This is a genomic window from Mesorhizobium sp. WSM4817 (genome assembly GCF_055811135.1).
Window position 1 is genome coordinate 53,648 of the sequence record NZ_JBVVQQ010000018.1, and the last position, 17,237, is coordinate 70,884.

Genomic DNA, 17,237 nt, shown 5'->3' on the forward strand with positions numbered 1-17,237 from the left:
TCGGGCGCGAAGCGAAAGCAGAATATTCCGATGACAGCTCGAAGCCTTCCGTCGGCGTCGACAATCCGTTCCGCCGTTCCGATTTAACAGTTGGAACGAGTCTGGAACGAATCGGCTACGAATCGCTGACTCACGCAGATTCAGGGTTTGTTCACGGCTACATCTGGATTTTTCGCCGGCGAGTCTCACCACATGCTGAATCGCCGAACTGGCCCGTTTCATGCAGGGCTGACGTCGCCGTTAACCTTTGCCGCTGAACGATCGACGCAGGTCGGCGGGCCTCATCCAACATTCTGAAATTATTAATTCTTTCCTAACGCGCCTTAACGATTTGGAGATGTTTTCAGCCTTTGTCGTTAACGGTGCGCTCAAAGCCGGAACGAAACGGCTACGAATCGGCGCTGGCGCATGTTTCCCGGTTTGTTCACCCCAATATGTTGTGTCGTGAACAGGTTTTCCACCTGTTATCCACACGCCGTGAACAGGGTTTTGCACAGGCTGCACGGCCGCCGCTAATTTTTGCGTGCCGCTTCGGCACAAATCGGCGTCACGTCCATCGGTCGGCGCAGTCGCTGCACGAGGACCAGACTGCCAGCAATGCAGTACGGCTTGGTTCAAGCCTCTCCGACGGCATAGCGCTGCAACGTAGGGCCGACGTTCTGGATAATTTCGTCGTGCGACAGGGCGACGACGGGCGGAAGCCGCAGCAGGTATCGGCACATCGCCAGACCCAGCAACTGGCTCGAAACGAGCCCGGCCCGTCGACCGGTATCGGCGGGGTCAGCGATCGCCGCAATCACCGGCCTCACCTGGTTGCCAAATACGTCGCGCAATTTTTCCGCGGCGAATTCGTTCGACGTCGCCGAACGCAGCAGAATTGCCATGCCAGGGCCGCTGGCCGGGCCCTCCCAGACTTCGAGAAAACGCCTGATCAGCGTTTCGCCGATGGCGTTTCGGTCGATCACCCGCAGTGCCGGCAATTGCAGGTCGACGACCGCCGCCCTGGCGAACAGCTCGTCCTTGCTGCGGAAATAGCGGATCACCATGGCCGGATCGATCGAGGCATGCGCCGCGACGTCACGGATCGAGGCGCCCTCATAGCCGTGCTCGGCGAACAGGAGCTTCGCGGCCTCCAGGATTTTGGCGCGCGTACGGTCCGACTTTCCGGGTTTTTTCGGCTGATTCTCGGTCATGAAATGCTTATGCCAACAGCCGTTGACAAATTCAATGGCTTCGTCTAGAAAGTCAACGACCGTTGATAAATGGAGAGAGAGATGTTGCCCGAAACCACGGAAGTCCTGATCGTTGGCGCCGGCCCGACCGGCATGGCGCTGTCCATCGTGCTGCACCAGGCCGGTGTCGATCACGTCCTGATCGACAGGCTGGAGGAGGGCCTCCAGACCTCGCGGGCTGGCGTCATCCACGCGCAGACGCTGGAAACGCTGGAGCCTCTCGGCGTTACGCAGCGGCTGAGCGAACTTGCCCTGAAGCTGCAGAATTTCACCATCCGCGACCGCAACCGGGCGCTGCTCAATCTCGATTTCAGCAAGCTTCCTTCGAGGCATCCCTATCTGATGATGCTGCCTCAGAACCTGACCGAGCAAGTGTTCGCCGAACGGATCGCTGCCCTGGGCGGCGTGATTCATCGCTCGATCGAGGCCAAGGCAGTCGTTCAGGACGCTGACGGCGCACACGTGACGGTGATCGAGAACGGCCGCCAGGAACTGATATCGGCACGCTACGTCGTTGGTGCCGACGGCATGCACAGCCTGGTGCGCAGGTCGACCGGCATCGAGTTCGACGGCGCCGCCTATGACGCGTCGTTCGTGCTCGCCGATGTTCGTCTCGACTGGCCGGTTGGCCCGACGGAAGTGTCGCTGTTCTTTGCACCGGCCGGGCTGGCGGTGGTGGCACCGCTCCCGGACGGTTCGTACCGGGTCGTCGCGACAATGGATGACGCACCGGAAAACCCCGCGGTCACCGACATCCAGGCGCTGCTCGACAGCCGTGGTCCGACCAAGAAAAGAACCCGGGTGCTCGACCTGGCGTGGAGCTCGCGTTTTCGCGTGCATCACCGCCTGGTCCGCTCGTATCGCAAGGACCGGTTGTTCCTCATCGGCGATGCCGCGCACGTGCACAGCCCGGCGGGAGGGCAAGGCATGAACACCGGCATCATCGACGCGGTCGTGCTTGGCCAGTTGCTTGGCGACGTGGTGAACGGCGTGCGCCCGGAAACCGCGCTCGACCTCTACGAAACGCTGCGCCGCCCGGCGGCCCAGGAGGTGCTTGAACTGGCGGGCATGATGACCGAGATGGCGCTTTCCCGCAATTCGGTGAAGCGGTTCGTCCGCAATCTCGTGCTTTCGGCGCTGAATCTCACTCCATTTCTGAAGCGTCGCATCGCCTTGAAACTGTCGGGCCTCAGCCGGGCGTCGCTTGCCCGCCTGCCGGCACCTTCGCGCCAGCCGGGTCCAGTCGCCCAGACCAAGCCGGCAGCCGAACCAGGGCTGAAGCGTGTCGCCTGACGGCCGGAGTAATTCGGATCCCGGCCTCGAACTCGGCCGTGTGGGCGGTTAGACCCGTGAAACAGTCGCCGGCAACAGGCCGACGCCTCAGGTGAAATAACGCCTCACGTGATATACTGGCCGCCATTGGCTGATATGGTCGAGCCGGTGATGAAACCGGCATCGTCTGACGCGAGGAAGACGACGCAGCGTGCGATCTCTTCCGGCTCGCCGAGTCGGCCGACCGGGATCTGCGGGATGACGCGCTCATTGAGCACCTTCTCGTCCATCGCCCTGACCATCTCGGTGGCGATGTAGCCGGGGCAGATGACATTGACGGTGATACCGACCCGCGCCCCTTCCTGGGCGAGCGCCTTGGTAAAGCCGATATCGCCGGCCTTCGACGCCGAATAATTGACCTGGCCGGTCTGGCCTTTCTGGCCATTGATCGAGGAGATGGTGATGACGCGGCCGAACTTGCGGTCGCGCATGCCGACCCACAGTGGGTGCGTCATGTTGAAGACGCCGGAAAGATTGGTGTCGACGACCTCTTTCCACTGCTCGCGCGTCATCTTGTGGAACATGGCGTCGCGGGTGATGCCGGCATTGTTGACCAGAACGGAAACCGGGCCGAGATCGGCCTCGATCTGCTCGATGCCGGCGGCGCAGGCATCGTAGTCGGCGACCGACCATTTGTAGACGGGGATGCCGGTCTCTGCCTTGAATTTCTGCGCCGCTTCGTCATTGCCGGCGTAGTTCGCGGCGACCTGATAGCCGGCGGTTTTCAGGCCGATCGAGATCGCGGCGCCAATGCCGCGCGACCCACCGGTGACGAGTGCTACCTTTGTCATAATATCCTCCCTTTTTCTCGATCGGCGGGCGGCGAACGGAAACGCTCTAACGGCGGAGCCTGTTCGCCACCGACTGTTTCACGGGTTGCTCGCTCTGTCCTCACGGCGCTTTGCAGATGACTTCACAGCGCTTCCACGCACATGGCGACCCCCATGCCGCCGCCGATGCACAGCGTGGCGAGACCTTTCCTGGCACTTCTGCGGCGCATCTCGTATACCAGCGTGTTGAAGATGCGGGCGCCGGAGGCGCCGATCGGATGGCCGATGGCGATGGCGCCGCCATTGACATTGACGATCGACGGATCCCAGCCCATGTCCTTGTTGACGGCGCAGGCCTGGGCGGCGAAGGCTTCGTTGGCCTCGACCAGGTCGAGATCGCCGACCGACCAGCCGGCCTTGGCCAGCGCCTTGCGCGAGGCGGGAATGGGCCCGGTGCCCATGATCTGCGGATCGACACCCGCGGTCGCCCAGGACACGATGCGCGCCAGCGGCGTGATGCCGCGCTTTGCGGCTTCCGCTTCGGTCATCAGCAGCACGGCGGCTGCGCCGTCATTGATGCCGGAGGCATTGGCGGCGGTCACCGTGCCGTCCTTGTCGAAGGCCGGTCTCAGCTTGGTCATGGCCTCGATCGTGGCGCCGTGGCGGATATATTCGTCCTGGTCGACAATGGTGTCGCCCTTCTTGCCCTTGACGGTGAAGGCCACGATCTCGTCCTTGAATTTGCCGGCCTTCTGCGCGGCCTCTGCCTTGTTCTGGGAGGCCAATGCGAGCTGGTCCTGGTCCTCGCGGGTAATCTGGAACTGGCGAGCGACGTTTTCGGCCGTGTTGCCCATGTGGTAGCCATTGAAGGCATCCCACAGCCCATCCTTGATCATGATGTCGATCATCTTGTAGTCGCCCATCTTGACGCCGGCGCGCAGGTGTTGAGCGTGCGGGGCCAGCGACATCGATTCCTGCCCGCCGGCGACGATCACCTTGGCATCGCCTGTCGCGATCTGCTGCATACCGAGAGCAATAGCGCGCAGACCTGAGCCGCAAACCTGGTTGAGGCCCCAGGCGGTGGTTTCCTTCGGCAGGCCGGCTTCGATAGATGCCTGGCGGGCGGGGTTCTGGCCCTGAGCCGCGGTCAGCACCTGGCCGAGGATGACCTCGTCGACCCCCGCCGGCTCGACACCGGTACGGGACAGCAACTCCTTGATGACGACGGCACCAAGCTCATGCGCCGGCGTGGCGGCGAAGGCGCCGTTGAAGGAACCGACGGGCGTGCGCGCCGCACTGGCGACAACGATGGCAGCGGACATGTTCTTCTCCACACTTCGAGGTATCGAGGTTTTGGTATCGCAGTTTGTATCGTCAGGGCTTTTCTTGCCCTTTCAATGATCCAAGTCAAACCGGAAATGGGCATACCGGCCATGCGCCGCAAGCAGGTTGCGCATCGTGGTGGATACAGCCGGCCCATTGCTGCGCAGCATTTTTAGCCCGCCGTGCAGCATTAATTGATGCCGCACTGCACAAACCGCTTGGAATTGTGACGCTTTTGCGCATATCCTTGAAAAGGCGCAATCGTTACCGGCAGCTTACCTCAAGTGCGCCGGTGTCCGGGAGGATGCTGATGGCCGCGAAAGACGAACCGATTATCATCAAGAAATATGCCAATCGCCGCCTCTACAACACCGGCACCAGCACCTATGTGACGCTCGAGGACCTTGCCGAAATGGTCAAGAAGGGCGTGGAGTTCACCGTCCAGGACGCCAAGACCGGCGACGACATCACCCATCCGGTGCTGACCCAGATCATCTTTGAACTGGAGAACAAGGAAGGGCAGAACATGCTGCCGATTCCGTTCCTGCGCCAGCTGATCGCTTTTTACGGCGACCAGATGCAGATGATCGTGCCGAGCTTCCTCGAACAGTCGATGATCGCCTTCTCAAAGGAGCAGGAACGCTTCCGCGAGCAGATGAAGGGTGCGTTGGGCAAGTCGCCGCTGGACATGATGAAGATCGCCACGCCGATCAAGGCGCTGGAAGAGCAGACGCGCCGCAATATGGAGATGTTCCAGAACGCCATGCGCCTGTTCACGCCCTTCCCACCCGCTGGCCCACCCGCAGGCTCGAATGGCACTTCCGCAGCGCCGGCGGAGCCGGCCAGGAAAGAGACGTCGGAAAAGCCCGACGACCTTCAGGAACTGAAGGAACAGATCGCCGCCATGCAGCGCAAGCTCGACACGATGTCGTGATCGCCGGCCGGACCAAGCCCGGCCGAAATCTCTCATCAGCAGGCCGTATCAGAAATCTCCGCTCGAATGCGGCTGAGTCCCGCCCGACCCGCGCTATTTCGTCGTCACCGTCACCAGAGCCGTAACGGGTTTGCCGTCGACGAGAATGGGCTTGTGATGATCATCGGCAAGTAGGACGCCGATCACATGCTTGCCGGCGGCATCCGGGCAATGGCCGAAACGAGCCTTGACAAGATCGCCGCCAAAGTCGCTGTTCATGCTGTTGTACGGCTTGCCGGGTATGTTGCAGGTATCTCCGGCGGGATCGATCTTCATATGCAAATGGCCGCATTGGCTGACGCCGTCGCATTCACCCGCTGGCAGAAGCGTGAAGTTGCTGCTGACGACGACGCCTATCGCCTTCTCTGGGTCATTGCCGAGTTCGATGACCGAACCGGCCGCCGGCCAGGCGATTTGCAGGGTTGGCCGATCTTCGGCCTGGGCAGACCCGAGCGACAGTAAAGAGAAAGCAAGGGCAGTCGTTGCGATGGTGCGAAGCATGGTATCATCGATTACATGTCGGCGTCGTGCTATTGGCAGGCATGACCAGCCCAACGGATACCGGCGAAGCCGCCAACCCCAAGCGCTATCATCACGGCAATCTGGTCGAGGCCTTGATCGCTGCCACCGTAGAGATCATCGAAGAGCGCGGAGCAGAGCATGTCTCGGTGCGCGAGGCGGCAAAACGTGCCGGCGTTTCGCCCGGCGCGCCATTCCGGCATTTCCGCTCGAAATCAGCACTGCTGACCGCCGTCGCCGAACAGGCGATGAACCGGCTGACCGAGGCCGTTGCCGATGCACAGTCCAAAGTCGGCAGCGCAGATCCCATTGTGGCCTTCGAAGCGATCGGGCAAGGCTATCTGGAGTGGGCGATCAGCAATCCCACGCATTTCCAGATCATCAGTTCTCGGACGCTGATCGATTTCGACGCGTCGGACAGTCTTCGTGATCAGAATGAAGCCGTTCGCCGGAAAATGATCGACCTGCTGACCCAAGCGCAACAACAAGGTCGGCTTGCCCCGGACACCGACTTCGATCATCTGGTGCTTGCCGCCCGCGCATTTGTCTATGGCCTGGCACGCATCGCGATCGATGGTCATTTCCCGGAGTGGCATCCGTCCGAGCCGCCATCGCTCGCCATACGGAAAGCTCTGCGTCTTTTCATCAGCCAGATGACAAATCCCGAAACGCAATCTTACGAGCGCCCTGAAGTGGCTTCCGGGGATCGCTGACAAAACTGTCTTCGCACTGCAAAACCTGTCTTCGCACTGGTGTCAGGCGTACAGCTTTGAGTGAGGGTGTCCTCTTTCATGACAAAAATTTCCTGTCATCGCCACTGAGTGCCGCTGTTTTTGCGCCACACGAGGCATATATGCTGCACTGCAATATGGTCCGTTAGCGCCGTAATGAAGGATTTCGCCTTGCCCAGCAGAAAAACCGCCATCGTCACCGGTTCCACCTCGGGCATCGGCCTGGCAATCGCCCATGCCCTCGCGGCCGATGGCTGCAACATCGTCGTCAATTCCTTTTCAGACACGGCCGACGACCAGGCCGTCACCGATGCGATCGCCAAGCATCACGGCGTGAAGACTGTCTACATCAAGGCAGATATGTCGAAGCCGGCCGAATGCCGGGCGCTGGTCCCAAAGGCAGCCGAGAGCTTCGGCTCGGTCGACATCCTGGTCAACAATGCCGGCATCCAGCATGTCGCGCCGGTGGAAGAATTTCCCGTCGAGAAGTGGGACGCCATCATCGCCATCAATTTGTCGTCGGCCTTTCACACCATCGCCGCCGCCATCCCGCTGATGAGAGAAGCCGGCGGCGGCAGGATCGTCAACATCGCCTCGGCCCATGGGCTGGTCGCCTCGCCGTTCAAATCGGCCTATGTCGCGGCCAAGCACGGCATCATGGGACTGACCAAGACGGTCGCTTTGGAACTGGCGCGCGACAAGATCACCTGCAACGCCATCTGTCCCGGCTATGTGCTGACGCCGCTGGTCGAGGCGCAGATCCCCGACCAGATGAAGGCGAACAAGATGGACCGCGACACGGTGGTCCGCGAGGTCATGCTCGACAGGCAGCCGACCAAGGAATTCGTCACGGTCGAGCAAGTTGCCGCTGCCGCGGTATTCCTGTGCTCGGATGCGGCAGCGCAGATCAACGGCACGCAAATCTCGGTCGACGGCGGCTGGACCGCGCAGTGATCCATCCAATGGCTCTCTACAGATCAAGGACAACGCCATGACGACAAACGGCAAGGCGGAGGAGCCCAAGAAGATCAACGTCGCGCTGCAGGGCGGCGGCTCGCACGGCGCCTTTTCCTGGGGCGTGCTCGACCAGCTGCTGGAGGACGGACGGCTCGACATCGCGGCGGTTTCGGGCACCAGCGCCGGCGCCATGAACGCCGTGGCGCTGGCCGACGGCTTCGTCCGCGGCGGCGTCGAGGGCGCGCGGCAGAAGCTCGACGATTTCTGGCGCGCGGTGGCGCGGAAGGGCCGGTTCAGCCCGGTGCAGCGCATGCCGTGGGACGTCGCCTGGGGCAACTGGTCGATCGAGAACACGCCGGGCTATCTGTTTTTCGACACGATGTCGCGGGTGTTTTCGCCCTATGTCGCCAACCCGCTCGGCCTCAACCCGCTGCGCGACGTGATCGAACAGGAGATCGATTTCGGCAATGTGCGCGCCTGCAAATCGATGGAGCTGTTCATCTCCGCGACCAATGTCGAGACCGGGCAGTTACGCGTCTTTTCCGATGGCGAGATCGATCTCGACACGGTGATGGCGTCGGCTTGCCTGCCGCAGCTGTTCCGCGCCGTCGAGATCAAGGGTGTGCCCTACTGGGATGGCGGCTATGGCGGCAATCCGGCGCTGTTCCCGTTCTTCAAGACGACTGCCACCGAGGACGTGCTTTTGGTGCAGATCAATCCGGTGGTCCGCGAGGGGACGCCGAAGAGCGCCAACGAAATCCAGAATCGCATCGACGAGATCACCTTCAACGCCGGACTCTTGCGCGAATTCCGCTCGATCGCCTTCATCAAGGAGCTGATTGCCGCCGGCCGGCTGCCGCATGGCGAATACCGCGACATCCGCATGCACCGCATCGATGCCGACGAGGCATTCAAGGACCTGTCGGCATCGTCCAAGGTCAATGCCGAATGGGCGTTCCTGACCTATCTGCGCGACCTTGGCCGCACCGCCGCCAGCGACTGGCTGGAGGAGAATTACGACGCCGTCGGCAAGCGGCCGACGCTTGACCTCTCAGGCGAGCTCGACGACGGCTTCAAGCCGATGCGTGGGCCGGCACCGGGCCGGCGGGTCAAGGAGTTCCTTGCAGCACGCAAGAAGCCCGAGGCAGCGCGTCGCCGAGCCTGAGGCGTTTTGTTTGTCAGTTTTTTTGCAAGGCTAGATCGATCACCTTGATCAGCGCGGCCGCAGCCCGCCGCTGCTCGTCCGGATCGCTGATGCGCATCTTCATGCCTTCCAGCCCGTCGAGCAGCATGTCGGCCAGCAATTTTGCCGACAAGCCCTTGGCGGTGAGATCGACGCCATTGCGTCCGGCCTCGCTCTGGATCGCTGCCGCGACATGCTCGGAAAACCGGCTGCGCCAGCAGCCGATCAGGTCGGCGAGACTCGATTTCATGTCAAGGAGTTCGGCGCCATGCGGCGAGGCGTGGACGGTGCGCGTCATCGAGATCAGCGCTTCGTCGATGGCCCGCATCGTGCGCTCGGCAAATGGTTCTTCGCCGGCGAGTGCCGTTTTCGCCTGCTCGAGCGAGCGGGATAGCAGCATCAACGCAATGGCGCGATAAATATCGGTCTTGTTCTTGAACTGGAGATAAAGCGCCGGCCGCGACATGTCGGCGGCACGCGCAATGTCGTCCATGGTGGTGCGGGCGAAACCATAGGCCAGAAACACCTTCATCGCGCTGTCCAGAATGCGGGCGCGCTTGGGGTCGGTGGCGATGTCCTCGATCTCGATCATGGCGCGACTTTATCCTGCAAAAGCTCTATTGACAAAATGACGTAATTTGTCAACATGTATAAGGGCGAATGACCGACCGGCCTTTTGCCCCGGGCTGTGGACCACAACAAAGGGTATCCCCATGCGCCTCACCGTCGACGGGCAGGCATTCGACGTCAATGCCGATCCCGAAATGCCGCTGCTGTGGGCGCTGCGCGATTTCATGGGCAAGACCGGGCCGAAGTTTGGCTGCGGCATCGCCGCCTGCGGCGCCTGCACAGTGCATGTCGACGGCCAGCCGGTGCGCTCCTGTTCATTGCCTGTCGGTGAGGTCACCGGCGCGGTCACCACGATCGAAGGCATCGGCACCGAAGGCAGACTGCATCCGGTACAGCAGGCATGGCTGGAAGAGCAGGTCGCCCAGTGCGGCTACTGCCAGGCCGGCCAGATCATGAGCGCGGTGGCGCTGCTCGACCAGGTTGCCGACCCGACCGATGCCGACATCGACGATGCCATGGGCGGCAATCTCTGCCGCTGCGGCACCTACCCGAAGATCCGTGCGGCGATCAGACGAGCGGTCGTCCTCAAGACGGCGGGAATCTGACCATGGCCAGTGTCGGAAAGATCGCCCGCCGTACGTTTCTCATCGGCACCGCTGCCATCGCGGGCGGCGTCGCCGTCGGCTATTACTACTACCGCAAGCCCTTCCCGAATCCACTGGAAGACGACCTCGCCGCTGATGAAGCGACCTTCAACCCCTACGTGAAGATCGGCGCCGACAACACCATCACCATCGTCGCGCCGCGCGCCGAGATGGGCCAAGGCATCTCGACGACGCTTGCTGCCATGGTTGCCGAAGAGCTCGATGTCGGGCTCGACCAGATCAAGGTCGAGCACGGCCCGGCCTCCTACGCCTATTTCAATGCGGCGATCCTGGAAGAGGGCGGTCCGTTCGCCTTCTTCGACGAAAGCATGACCGCGGAAATAGTGCGCGCCGGCATGGGCGTGGTCGGAAAATTCCTCGCCCTGCAAGGCACCGGCGGTTCGACCTCGACGCTCGATGGTTTCGGCAAGATGCGGCAGGCAGGCGCCGCCGCGCGGCAGATGCTGATTGCAGCGGCCGCGCAAAAGCTCGGTATAGCTGCCGCCGATCTGGAAACAGCCAACGGCTCGATCCTGCACAAGGCGTCGGGCAAGTCGCTGACCTATGGCGCGGTCGCCGCGACCGCCGCGACAATGGCGCCGCCCGCGGAAATCAGGCTCAAAGACAAAGCCGGCTGGAAACTGCTCGGCAAACCGCAAAGACGCATCGACATGCTGGCCAAGGTCACCGGGGCGCCGATCTTCGGCATCGACGTGACGCTGCCGGAGATGCTGTACGGCACGGTCAAGATGAGCCCGCGCTTCTGGGCCAAGCCGGTCAAGGCGGATTTCTCCAACGCCGAGAAAATGCCTGGCGTGATCAAGATCGTGCCGATCGACACGAATTACGGCCACGGCTTCGGCATCATCGCCGAAAACACCTGGGCGGCGTTCAAGGCGGCGGAGGCGATCGACGCCGAATGGGCCGATCCCGAATATCCGCTGGACAGCGCCGGCATTTCCGAGGTGCTGAAGCAGGCGCTCGGCACCAAAGGGTCGGTGATGCGCGACGATGGCGATGTCGATACCGCTTTCGCCGACGCGCCGCGCGAAAGGATCGTCGAGGCCGACTATACGGTGCCTTATCTGGCACATGCGACGATGGAGCCGATGAACGCCACGGCGCGGCTGAAGGACGGCGTCCTCGACATCTGGTGCGGCAACCAGGCGCCGACCTTGGTGCGGCAGCTTTGCGCCAATGCTGTCGGCATTGAGCAGGACAAGGTCAGCGTCCACACCACCTTCATGGGCGGCGGCTTCGGCCGACGTATCGAGGTGGATTATGCGCTCTGTGCCGCGCTGATGGCGAAAGAAACGGCAGGCCGGCCCATCAAGGTGATTTGGACGCGCGAGGAGGACATGCGCCACGACGCCTACCGGCCGGCTTCGGTCGGCAAATTCCAGGCGCGGCTTGGCAACGACGGCATACCGGTCGCCGTCGACATGACAATCGCCTCGCCATCGCCGATAGCCAGCACCTTGCGCCGGCTGTTTCCCTCGATCCCGCCGCTTGGCCCCGACAAGTCCATTGTCGATGGGGCCTTCGACCAGCCCTACACCATCCCGAATTACCGGGTCAGCGGCATTGCTGCGCCCGCCTCCATCCCGGTCGGCTTCTGGCGATCGGTCGGCTGCTCGATCAACGGCTTCTTTCATGAGGGCTTCATGGACGAGATCGCCACCGCCGGGAAAACCGATCCGGTCGAACTGCGCAAGACGCTGATGGCTGCCTATCCGGCAGCGGTGAAGGTGGTCGAGAAGGTCGCCGAAATGGCGAAGTGGGGCGAGGCGCTGCCCGCCGGCAAGGCCAAGGGCATGGCGTTCACGCTGTCCTTCGGCAGTTGGGTCGGCGAGATCGTCCAGGTCGCCGACACGCCGTCCGGGATCCGCATCGAGAAGATGTGGATCGCCGCCGATGTCGGCACCGCGCTCGATCCTGATATCATCGAGGCGCAACTCATCTCCGCCGCCATCTACGGCCTGTCGGCAGCGATGGGTCAGGAGATTACTTTCGCCGACGGCATGGTCGAGCAGTCGAATTTTCATGACTACGACGCCATGCGCATCTCCCAGTGTCCGGCGTTCGAAGTCGCCATCCTGGAGAATTTTCACAAGATGGGCGGCGTTGGCGAAGTCGGCACGCCGCCGGCGGCACCGGCACTCGCCAATGCCATCTTCGCACTAACAGGCAAGCGCATCCGGGCACTGCCCCTGTCGAAGGAGGTGACCTTTGCATGAAGTATACCCATCATGCTGACAGTTGCTGCCATGCTGTTTCGATGGCGCCTCCCCAGCGGCAGAGGAAAGCCAAGGCACGGCACCGATGACGGTCGATGCAGCCAAGGGTTTGCCCGAGGGACGCGGTCTGGCGGTTGCTTTCGCATCCGCGCTGCGCCGAGTGTTATGTCGCAGATAAAAGGCCGCGCTGGTCCGGCGCGCTTCACGGCGGCCGCACCCTGCCCATCGAAGTATTACCCATCAACATTTCTGACTATATTGCGGTGCAACTTTGATGTAGAAGCTCGTTCGCCGATCACGGCAAGTTGAACACGGCCTTGCGCGCACCCATATCGGCGACGCGCCCGAGTTACAAGACGCGGCCTGGTCGAATCCCGCGCACTGGAAAAATGACGATGCCGAAGTACAGGTTTCACAAGCTTGCAGCCATTGTTGTGCTTGTCGGGTTCGCTGCGTGGATGGCGACGGGCGAGTTCTCGTCCGTCGGCAGCGCGGCCGCCGACAAACCCAAGGCGGGGGAGGTCGAGCAGCCAAAGGCGCCTGACGCCGGCAAGGCCAAGCCCGCTGAGGCAGAGCAGCCCAAGGCGCCGTTGCGCACCGTCGCGATCTTAACCCCGCCCAGGCGTACCTATGCGCGCGCCATCCGCATTTCCGGACTGACCGAAGCCGACAAGCGCGCGGTGCTGGCGACCCGGGTCGACGGCATCATCGACAAGCTGCCGGTCAAGCAAGGACAGCACGTCAAGACGGGCGACCTCGTGCTGATGCTTGCCACCGAGGAAAAGCTTTCGGCGCTCAGCAACGCCAAGCAGCTTGTCGCGCAGCGTCAGGCCGAACTCGATGCGGCCTCGCGGCTGGCGAAAACCGGCAATCTGCCCAAGCTGCAGCTCGACAACGCTCGCTCCACCCTGACCTTAGCGCAGTCGATGCTGGAAGCGATGCAAGCCCAGCTTGATCGCAATGAGGTGAGGGCTCCGTTCGACGGCGTCATCGACCGGGTGCCGGTGGAGCTTGGCAGTTCCGTGATGCAGGGCGGCGAGGTGGCAACCATTCTGAGCCTCGACCCTGTGATCGCCCGCGGCGAGGTCAGCGAGCGTGATCTCGGCTATCTGAAGATCGGCGACAAGGCGAATGTACGGCTGGTCAGCGGCCAGATCGTCGAGGGCACCGTGCGCTACATCAGCCGCGACGCGTCGTCCGCCACCCGCACCTTCCGGGTCGAGATCGCAATCCCTAATCCTGAGGGCACCATTCCTGCCGGGATGACGGCCGAGATCGGGCTCAGCGCGCAGCCGACCGACGCAGTCATGCTGCCGCGCTCCGTGGTGACGCTCGGCGACAAGGGCGATCTCGGCATCCGCGCCGTCGACAAGGACAACAAGGTCGTGTTCTTCCCGATCGATCTGGTCGACGATACGCCAACCGGCCTGGTGCTCGGCGGCATCCCTGCCGATGCGCGCATCATCGTCGCCGGCCAGGAACTGGTGAAGGAAGGCGAAGTGGTCAAGCCGGTCGAGGCCGACCAGGCGACCATCCAGAAGCTGCTGGGCGAAGCGACGGCCGGGACGCAGTAATCATGGATATCGTCAAACTCGCAATCAGCAATGCCAGGCTGACCATCTCGGTGCTGGTGTTCCTCATCCTTGCCGGTGCGGTCGCCTATCAGTCGACACCGAAGGAAGCGGAACCCGACGTTCCGATTCCGATGATGTATGTCAGCCTGATCTATCAGGGCATCTCGCCCGAGGATTCGGAACGCCTTCTGCTGCGGCCGATGGAAGCCAAGCTGAAGAGCCTCAAGGGGCTCAAGGAGATGCGTTCGGCCGCCTTCCAGGGCGGCGGTTACGTGCTGGTCGAATTCCACCCGCAGACGGATCTGGCGACGGCGCTGCAGGACACGCGCAGCAAGGTCCAGGACGGCAAGGCCGACCTGCCGCAGGCAGCCGAGGAGCCTGTGGTCTCCGAAGTCAACGTCTCCGAATTCCCCGTCCTTGTCGTGACGCTGTCGGGCGAAGTGCCCGAGCGCGTTCTGACGACGGCGGCGCGCGAGTTGCGCGACCGCATCGAGGAAGTGCCGGGCGTGCTGGAGGGCTCGCTGCAGGGCGCCCGCGACGATCTCGTCGAAGTCGTCATCGATCCGATGAAACTGTCTTCCTACGGGCTGCAGCTCGAGCAGCTGATCGGTGCGGTCGGCGATTCCAACAGTCTCGTCGCCGCCGGCAACATCGAAGGGTCCGAGGGCAAATACGCGGTCAAGGTGCCGTCGCTGATCGAAACGCCACAGGACGTGGCGGCGCTTCCGATCGTCGCCGGCCCCAATGCCGTGGTGCAGGCCCAGGATATCGCCACCGTCCGCTCCACCTTCAAGGACGCCGAGACGGTGACCCGTCTCGACGGCAAGCCGGCGATCGCCATCGAGGTGAAGAAGCGCATCGGCTCCAACCTGATCGACACGATCGCCCAGGTGAGGGCCGTGTCCGATGCCTTCATAAAGACCATGCCGGAAGGCATGCACGTCACCTACACGCAGGACAAATCGGTCTTCGTCAACCAGTTGCTCGGCGATCTGCAGAACCACGTCATGATCGCCGTGATCCTGGTGTTCATCGTCATTCTCTACGCGCTGTCGGGCCGCGCCTCGCTGCTGATCGGCCTCGCCATTCCATCGTCCTTCCTGATCGGCATCCTGCTGTTGGCGATGATGGGCTACACGATCAACATGATCGTGCTGTTCAGCCTCATCCTGGCGGTCGGCATGCTCGTCGACGACGCCATCATCGTCACCGAATTCGCCGAGCGGCGGATGAGCGAAGGCATGCCGAAGGCAGAGGCCTTCGCGCTTGCCGCCAAGCGCATGGCCGGTCCGGTCATCGCGGCAACGATGACGCGCATCGCCGCCTTCTCGCCGCTGCTGTTCTGGCCGGGCATCATCGGCGACTTCATGAAATACATGCCGATCACGCTGATCGTCACACTCTCGGCCTCGATGCTTTACGCACTGGTCTTTGCACCGGCGCTGGGCGCCTTGTTCGCCAAGGCGCCGCCGCATCACGAGAACGACAACCGCGACGGCTGGTACATGGCGGTGGTCAAGCAGGCGGTTCGCTTTCCCATCACCGTCATTCTGCTCACCGTCGTGCTTTTGTTCGGTGTTGGCTTTGCCTATTCGAAATACGGCGCCGGCGTCGAGTTCTTCCCGAATGTCGAGCCCGACTACGGCCTGCTTTATGTGCACGCCCGCGGCAATCTTTCGCTCGCCGAAATGGATGCCGCCACGACGACCGCGGAAAACCGGCTTCTCGGCTGGCCAGGGGTGAAATCGGTCTATACCCGAGTCGGCAAGACGCAAGGCGGCGGCCAGGACATTCCTGAAGACGTGGTCGGCGTCATCCAGTACGAGTTCGTCGACTGGCGCGAGCGCAAATCGGCGAACGCCATCCTGGACGAACTGCGCGGCGTCATGGCCGGCATTCCCGGTGTCGACGTCGAGGTTCGCGTGCCCGAGGCCGGCCCGCCCACCGGCAAGCCGATCCAGATCAGGCTTTCGGCCGTCGACCCGCAAGGCCTCGACGACAAGGCGCGCGCCGTCGCCGCGCGCATTGCCAAGGTCCCTGGTGTCATCGATATTTCCGACGGCCTGCCGCCGCCGGGCGTCGACTGGGCGCTCGACGTCGACCGCGCCAAGGCGGCACAATACGGCATCAGCCCGACCTCGGTCGGAACGGTGGTGCAACTGGTGACGAACGGGCTGAAGCTCAGCGAATACCGGCCGGCCGGTGCTGACGACGCCGTCGACATCAGGCTGCGCCTGCCCGAGGACCGGCGCACGCTGTCGACGCTCGACGACCTCAGGGTGCAGACGTCGCAAGGGTCGGTGCCGCTCTCGAATTTCGTCGCGCGCAAGCCCGAGCCGACCGTCGGCATCCTCAACCGCATCGACGGCGCGCGCACCGTGGTCGTCCAGGCCAATGTCGCCGCCGGCGAGCAGGTCGCTTCCGTCCAGCAGCAGGTCACCCAGGCGGTCGCCGAGATGGATCTCGGCAGCGGCATACGCTGGAAGCTTGCCGGCTCGAACGAGGACAGCGCCGAGGCCAGCGCTTTCCTCAGCAAAGCCTTCGGCGCCGCGATCTTCCTGATCTTCCTGGTGCTGCTGATGCAGTTCAACAAGTTCACCAGCGTTTGGCTGGTGCTGTCCTGCGTGGTCATGGCGACGGTCGGCGTGTTCCTGGGATTGCTGTTGACCGGAGAGGCGTTCGGCATCGTCATGTCGGGCATCGGCGTCATCGCGCTGGCCGGCGTGGTGGTGAACAACAACATCGTGCTGATCGACACCTATGACCGGCTGCGCGAAGAAGGCTGGGACAAGATGGACGCGGTTTTGCAGACCTGCCGCGAACGTGCCCGCCCGGTCGTGCTGACGGCGGTGTCGGCGATCCTCGGCGTGCTGCCGATCGCCTTCGGCCTCGGTCTTGAAATCTTCCATCACGAGACGACGATCAACGCGCCGTCGACGCAATGGTGGATTTCTCTGTCGTCGGCAATCGTCTTTGGCCTGTCCTTCGCCACCTTGCTGACGCTGGTGGTGACGCCGTCGATGCTGATGGTGTTCACGCGCAGCAAGAACAGCCGCTTCTATGCATTCTTCCGTCGGCTGTTCCGGCGCGGAACGCCAGCCGATGCGACTATGGAGGCCTCCGCCAGGCCCGGCTTGCTCAACGAGCCGGCGATCGACTTCCCGAGGGCCGCCGAATAGGTCGCTCGCTTCA

At 62.7% G+C, this 17,237-nt stretch carries 14 protein-coding genes; 9 read left to right on the plus strand and 5 right to left on the minus strand.

Annotated features, from left to right (window positions below; translation table 11 throughout):
* Positions 1-614: 614 nt before the first annotated feature.
* Positions 615-1,367, minus strand: coding sequence for a TetR/AcrR family transcriptional regulator (locus tag AC0L2K_RS22895; protein ID WP_473532396.1), 753 nt, complete (start codon positions 1,365-1,367; stop codon positions 615-617).
* Between AC0L2K_RS22895 and AC0L2K_RS22900 the strand changes: the two genes are divergently transcribed.
* A complete protein-coding gene (locus tag AC0L2K_RS22900) occupies positions 1,326-2,525 on the plus strand; it encodes an FAD-dependent oxidoreductase (protein ID WP_473532397.1) in 1,200 nt (399 codons plus the stop codon). The two genes, AC0L2K_RS22895 and AC0L2K_RS22900, sit on opposite strands and share 42 nt — an antisense overlap.
* Before the next feature lie 104 nt (positions 2,526-2,629).
* Here the strand turns inward: AC0L2K_RS22900 and phbB are convergent, their stop codons facing one another.
* Together phbB and AC0L2K_RS22910 are read right to left on the minus strand one after the other, a co-directional pair.
* A complete protein-coding gene (gene phbB, locus AC0L2K_RS22905; protein ID WP_473532398.1) occupies positions 2,630-3,355 on the minus strand; it encodes an acetoacetyl-CoA reductase in 726 nt (241 codons plus the stop codon).
* A gap of 122 nt (positions 3,356-3,477) precedes the next feature.
* The gene (locus AC0L2K_RS22910; RefSeq protein ID WP_419695044.1) at positions 3,478-4,656 is read right to left on the minus strand and encodes an acetyl-CoA C-acetyltransferase; all 1,179 of its coding nucleotides are present in this window, start codon (positions 4,654-4,656) and stop codon (positions 3,478-3,480) included.
* Between the two features lie 311 nt (positions 4,657-4,967).
* On the opposite strand from AC0L2K_RS22910, the gene phaR reads away from it, so the two are divergent.
* Positions 4,968-5,591, plus strand: coding sequence for a polyhydroxyalkanoate synthesis repressor PhaR (gene phaR / locus AC0L2K_RS22915; protein WP_091593551.1), 624 nt, complete (start codon positions 4,968-4,970; stop codon positions 5,589-5,591).
* Between the two features lie 93 nt (positions 5,592-5,684).
* On the opposite strand, the gene AC0L2K_RS22920 is transcribed toward phaR, so the two are convergent.
* Positions 5,685-6,131 carry a hypothetical protein gene (locus AC0L2K_RS22920; RefSeq protein ID WP_473532399.1) on the minus strand — a complete coding sequence of 149 codons (447 nt, stop codon included), beginning with the start codon at positions 6,129-6,131 and terminating at the stop codon, positions 5,685-5,687.
* 41 nt (positions 6,132-6,172) lie between these two features.
* Between AC0L2K_RS22920 and AC0L2K_RS22925 the strand changes: the two genes are divergently transcribed.
* The 3 genes from AC0L2K_RS22925 to AC0L2K_RS22935 all read left to right on the plus strand — a co-directional run bounded on the left by AC0L2K_RS22925 (position 6,173) and on the right by AC0L2K_RS22935 (position 9,002).
* Positions 6,173-6,862 carry a TetR/AcrR family transcriptional regulator gene (locus AC0L2K_RS22925; protein WP_473532400.1) on the plus strand — a complete coding sequence of 230 codons (690 nt, stop codon included), beginning with the start codon at positions 6,173-6,175 and terminating at the stop codon, positions 6,860-6,862.
* Between the two features lie 174 nt (positions 6,863-7,036).
* Complete coding sequence (locus AC0L2K_RS22930) at positions 7,037-7,834, plus strand: 3-hydroxybutyrate dehydrogenase (protein ID WP_473532401.1); 798 nt, start codon at positions 7,037-7,039, stop codon at positions 7,832-7,834.
* 37 nt (positions 7,835-7,871) lie between these two features.
* Positions 7,872-9,002, plus strand: a complete 1,131-nt coding sequence (locus AC0L2K_RS22935; protein WP_027152943.1) for a patatin-like phospholipase family protein — start codon at positions 7,872-7,874, stop codon at positions 9,000-9,002.
* A 13-nt stretch (positions 9,003-9,015) separates the two neighbouring features.
* Here the strand turns inward: AC0L2K_RS22935 and AC0L2K_RS22940 are convergent, their stop codons facing one another.
* Positions 9,016-9,612, minus strand: a complete 597-nt coding sequence (locus AC0L2K_RS22940; protein ID WP_287050904.1) for a TetR/AcrR family transcriptional regulator — start codon at positions 9,610-9,612, stop codon at positions 9,016-9,018.
* A gap of 121 nt (positions 9,613-9,733) precedes the next feature.
* Between AC0L2K_RS22940 and AC0L2K_RS22945 the strand changes: the two genes are divergently transcribed.
* The 4 genes from AC0L2K_RS22945 (at position 9,734) to AC0L2K_RS22960 (ending at position 17,224) form a co-directional block, all read left to right on the plus strand.
* The gene (locus tag AC0L2K_RS22945) at positions 9,734-10,195 is read left to right on the plus strand and encodes a (2Fe-2S)-binding protein (RefSeq protein ID WP_287238293.1); all 462 of its coding nucleotides are present in this window, start codon (positions 9,734-9,736) and stop codon (positions 10,193-10,195) included.
* A 2-nt stretch (positions 10,196-10,197) separates the two neighbouring features.
* Complete coding sequence (locus tag AC0L2K_RS22950; protein ID WP_473532402.1) at positions 10,198-12,471, plus strand: xanthine dehydrogenase family protein molybdopterin-binding subunit; 2,274 nt, start codon at positions 10,198-10,200, stop codon at positions 12,469-12,471.
* Positions 12,472-12,866: 395 nt separating this feature from the next.
* On the plus strand, positions 12,867-14,045 hold the full coding sequence (locus tag AC0L2K_RS22955) for an efflux RND transporter periplasmic adaptor subunit (RefSeq protein ID WP_419695037.1): 1,179 nt from the start codon (positions 12,867-12,869) through the stop codon (positions 14,043-14,045).
* 2 nt (positions 14,046-14,047) lie between these two features.
* Positions 14,048-17,224, plus strand: a complete 3,177-nt coding sequence (locus tag AC0L2K_RS22960; RefSeq protein WP_473532403.1) for an efflux RND transporter permease subunit — start codon at positions 14,048-14,050, stop codon at positions 17,222-17,224.
* The last annotated feature ends 13 nt before the right edge of the window (positions 17,225-17,237 follow it).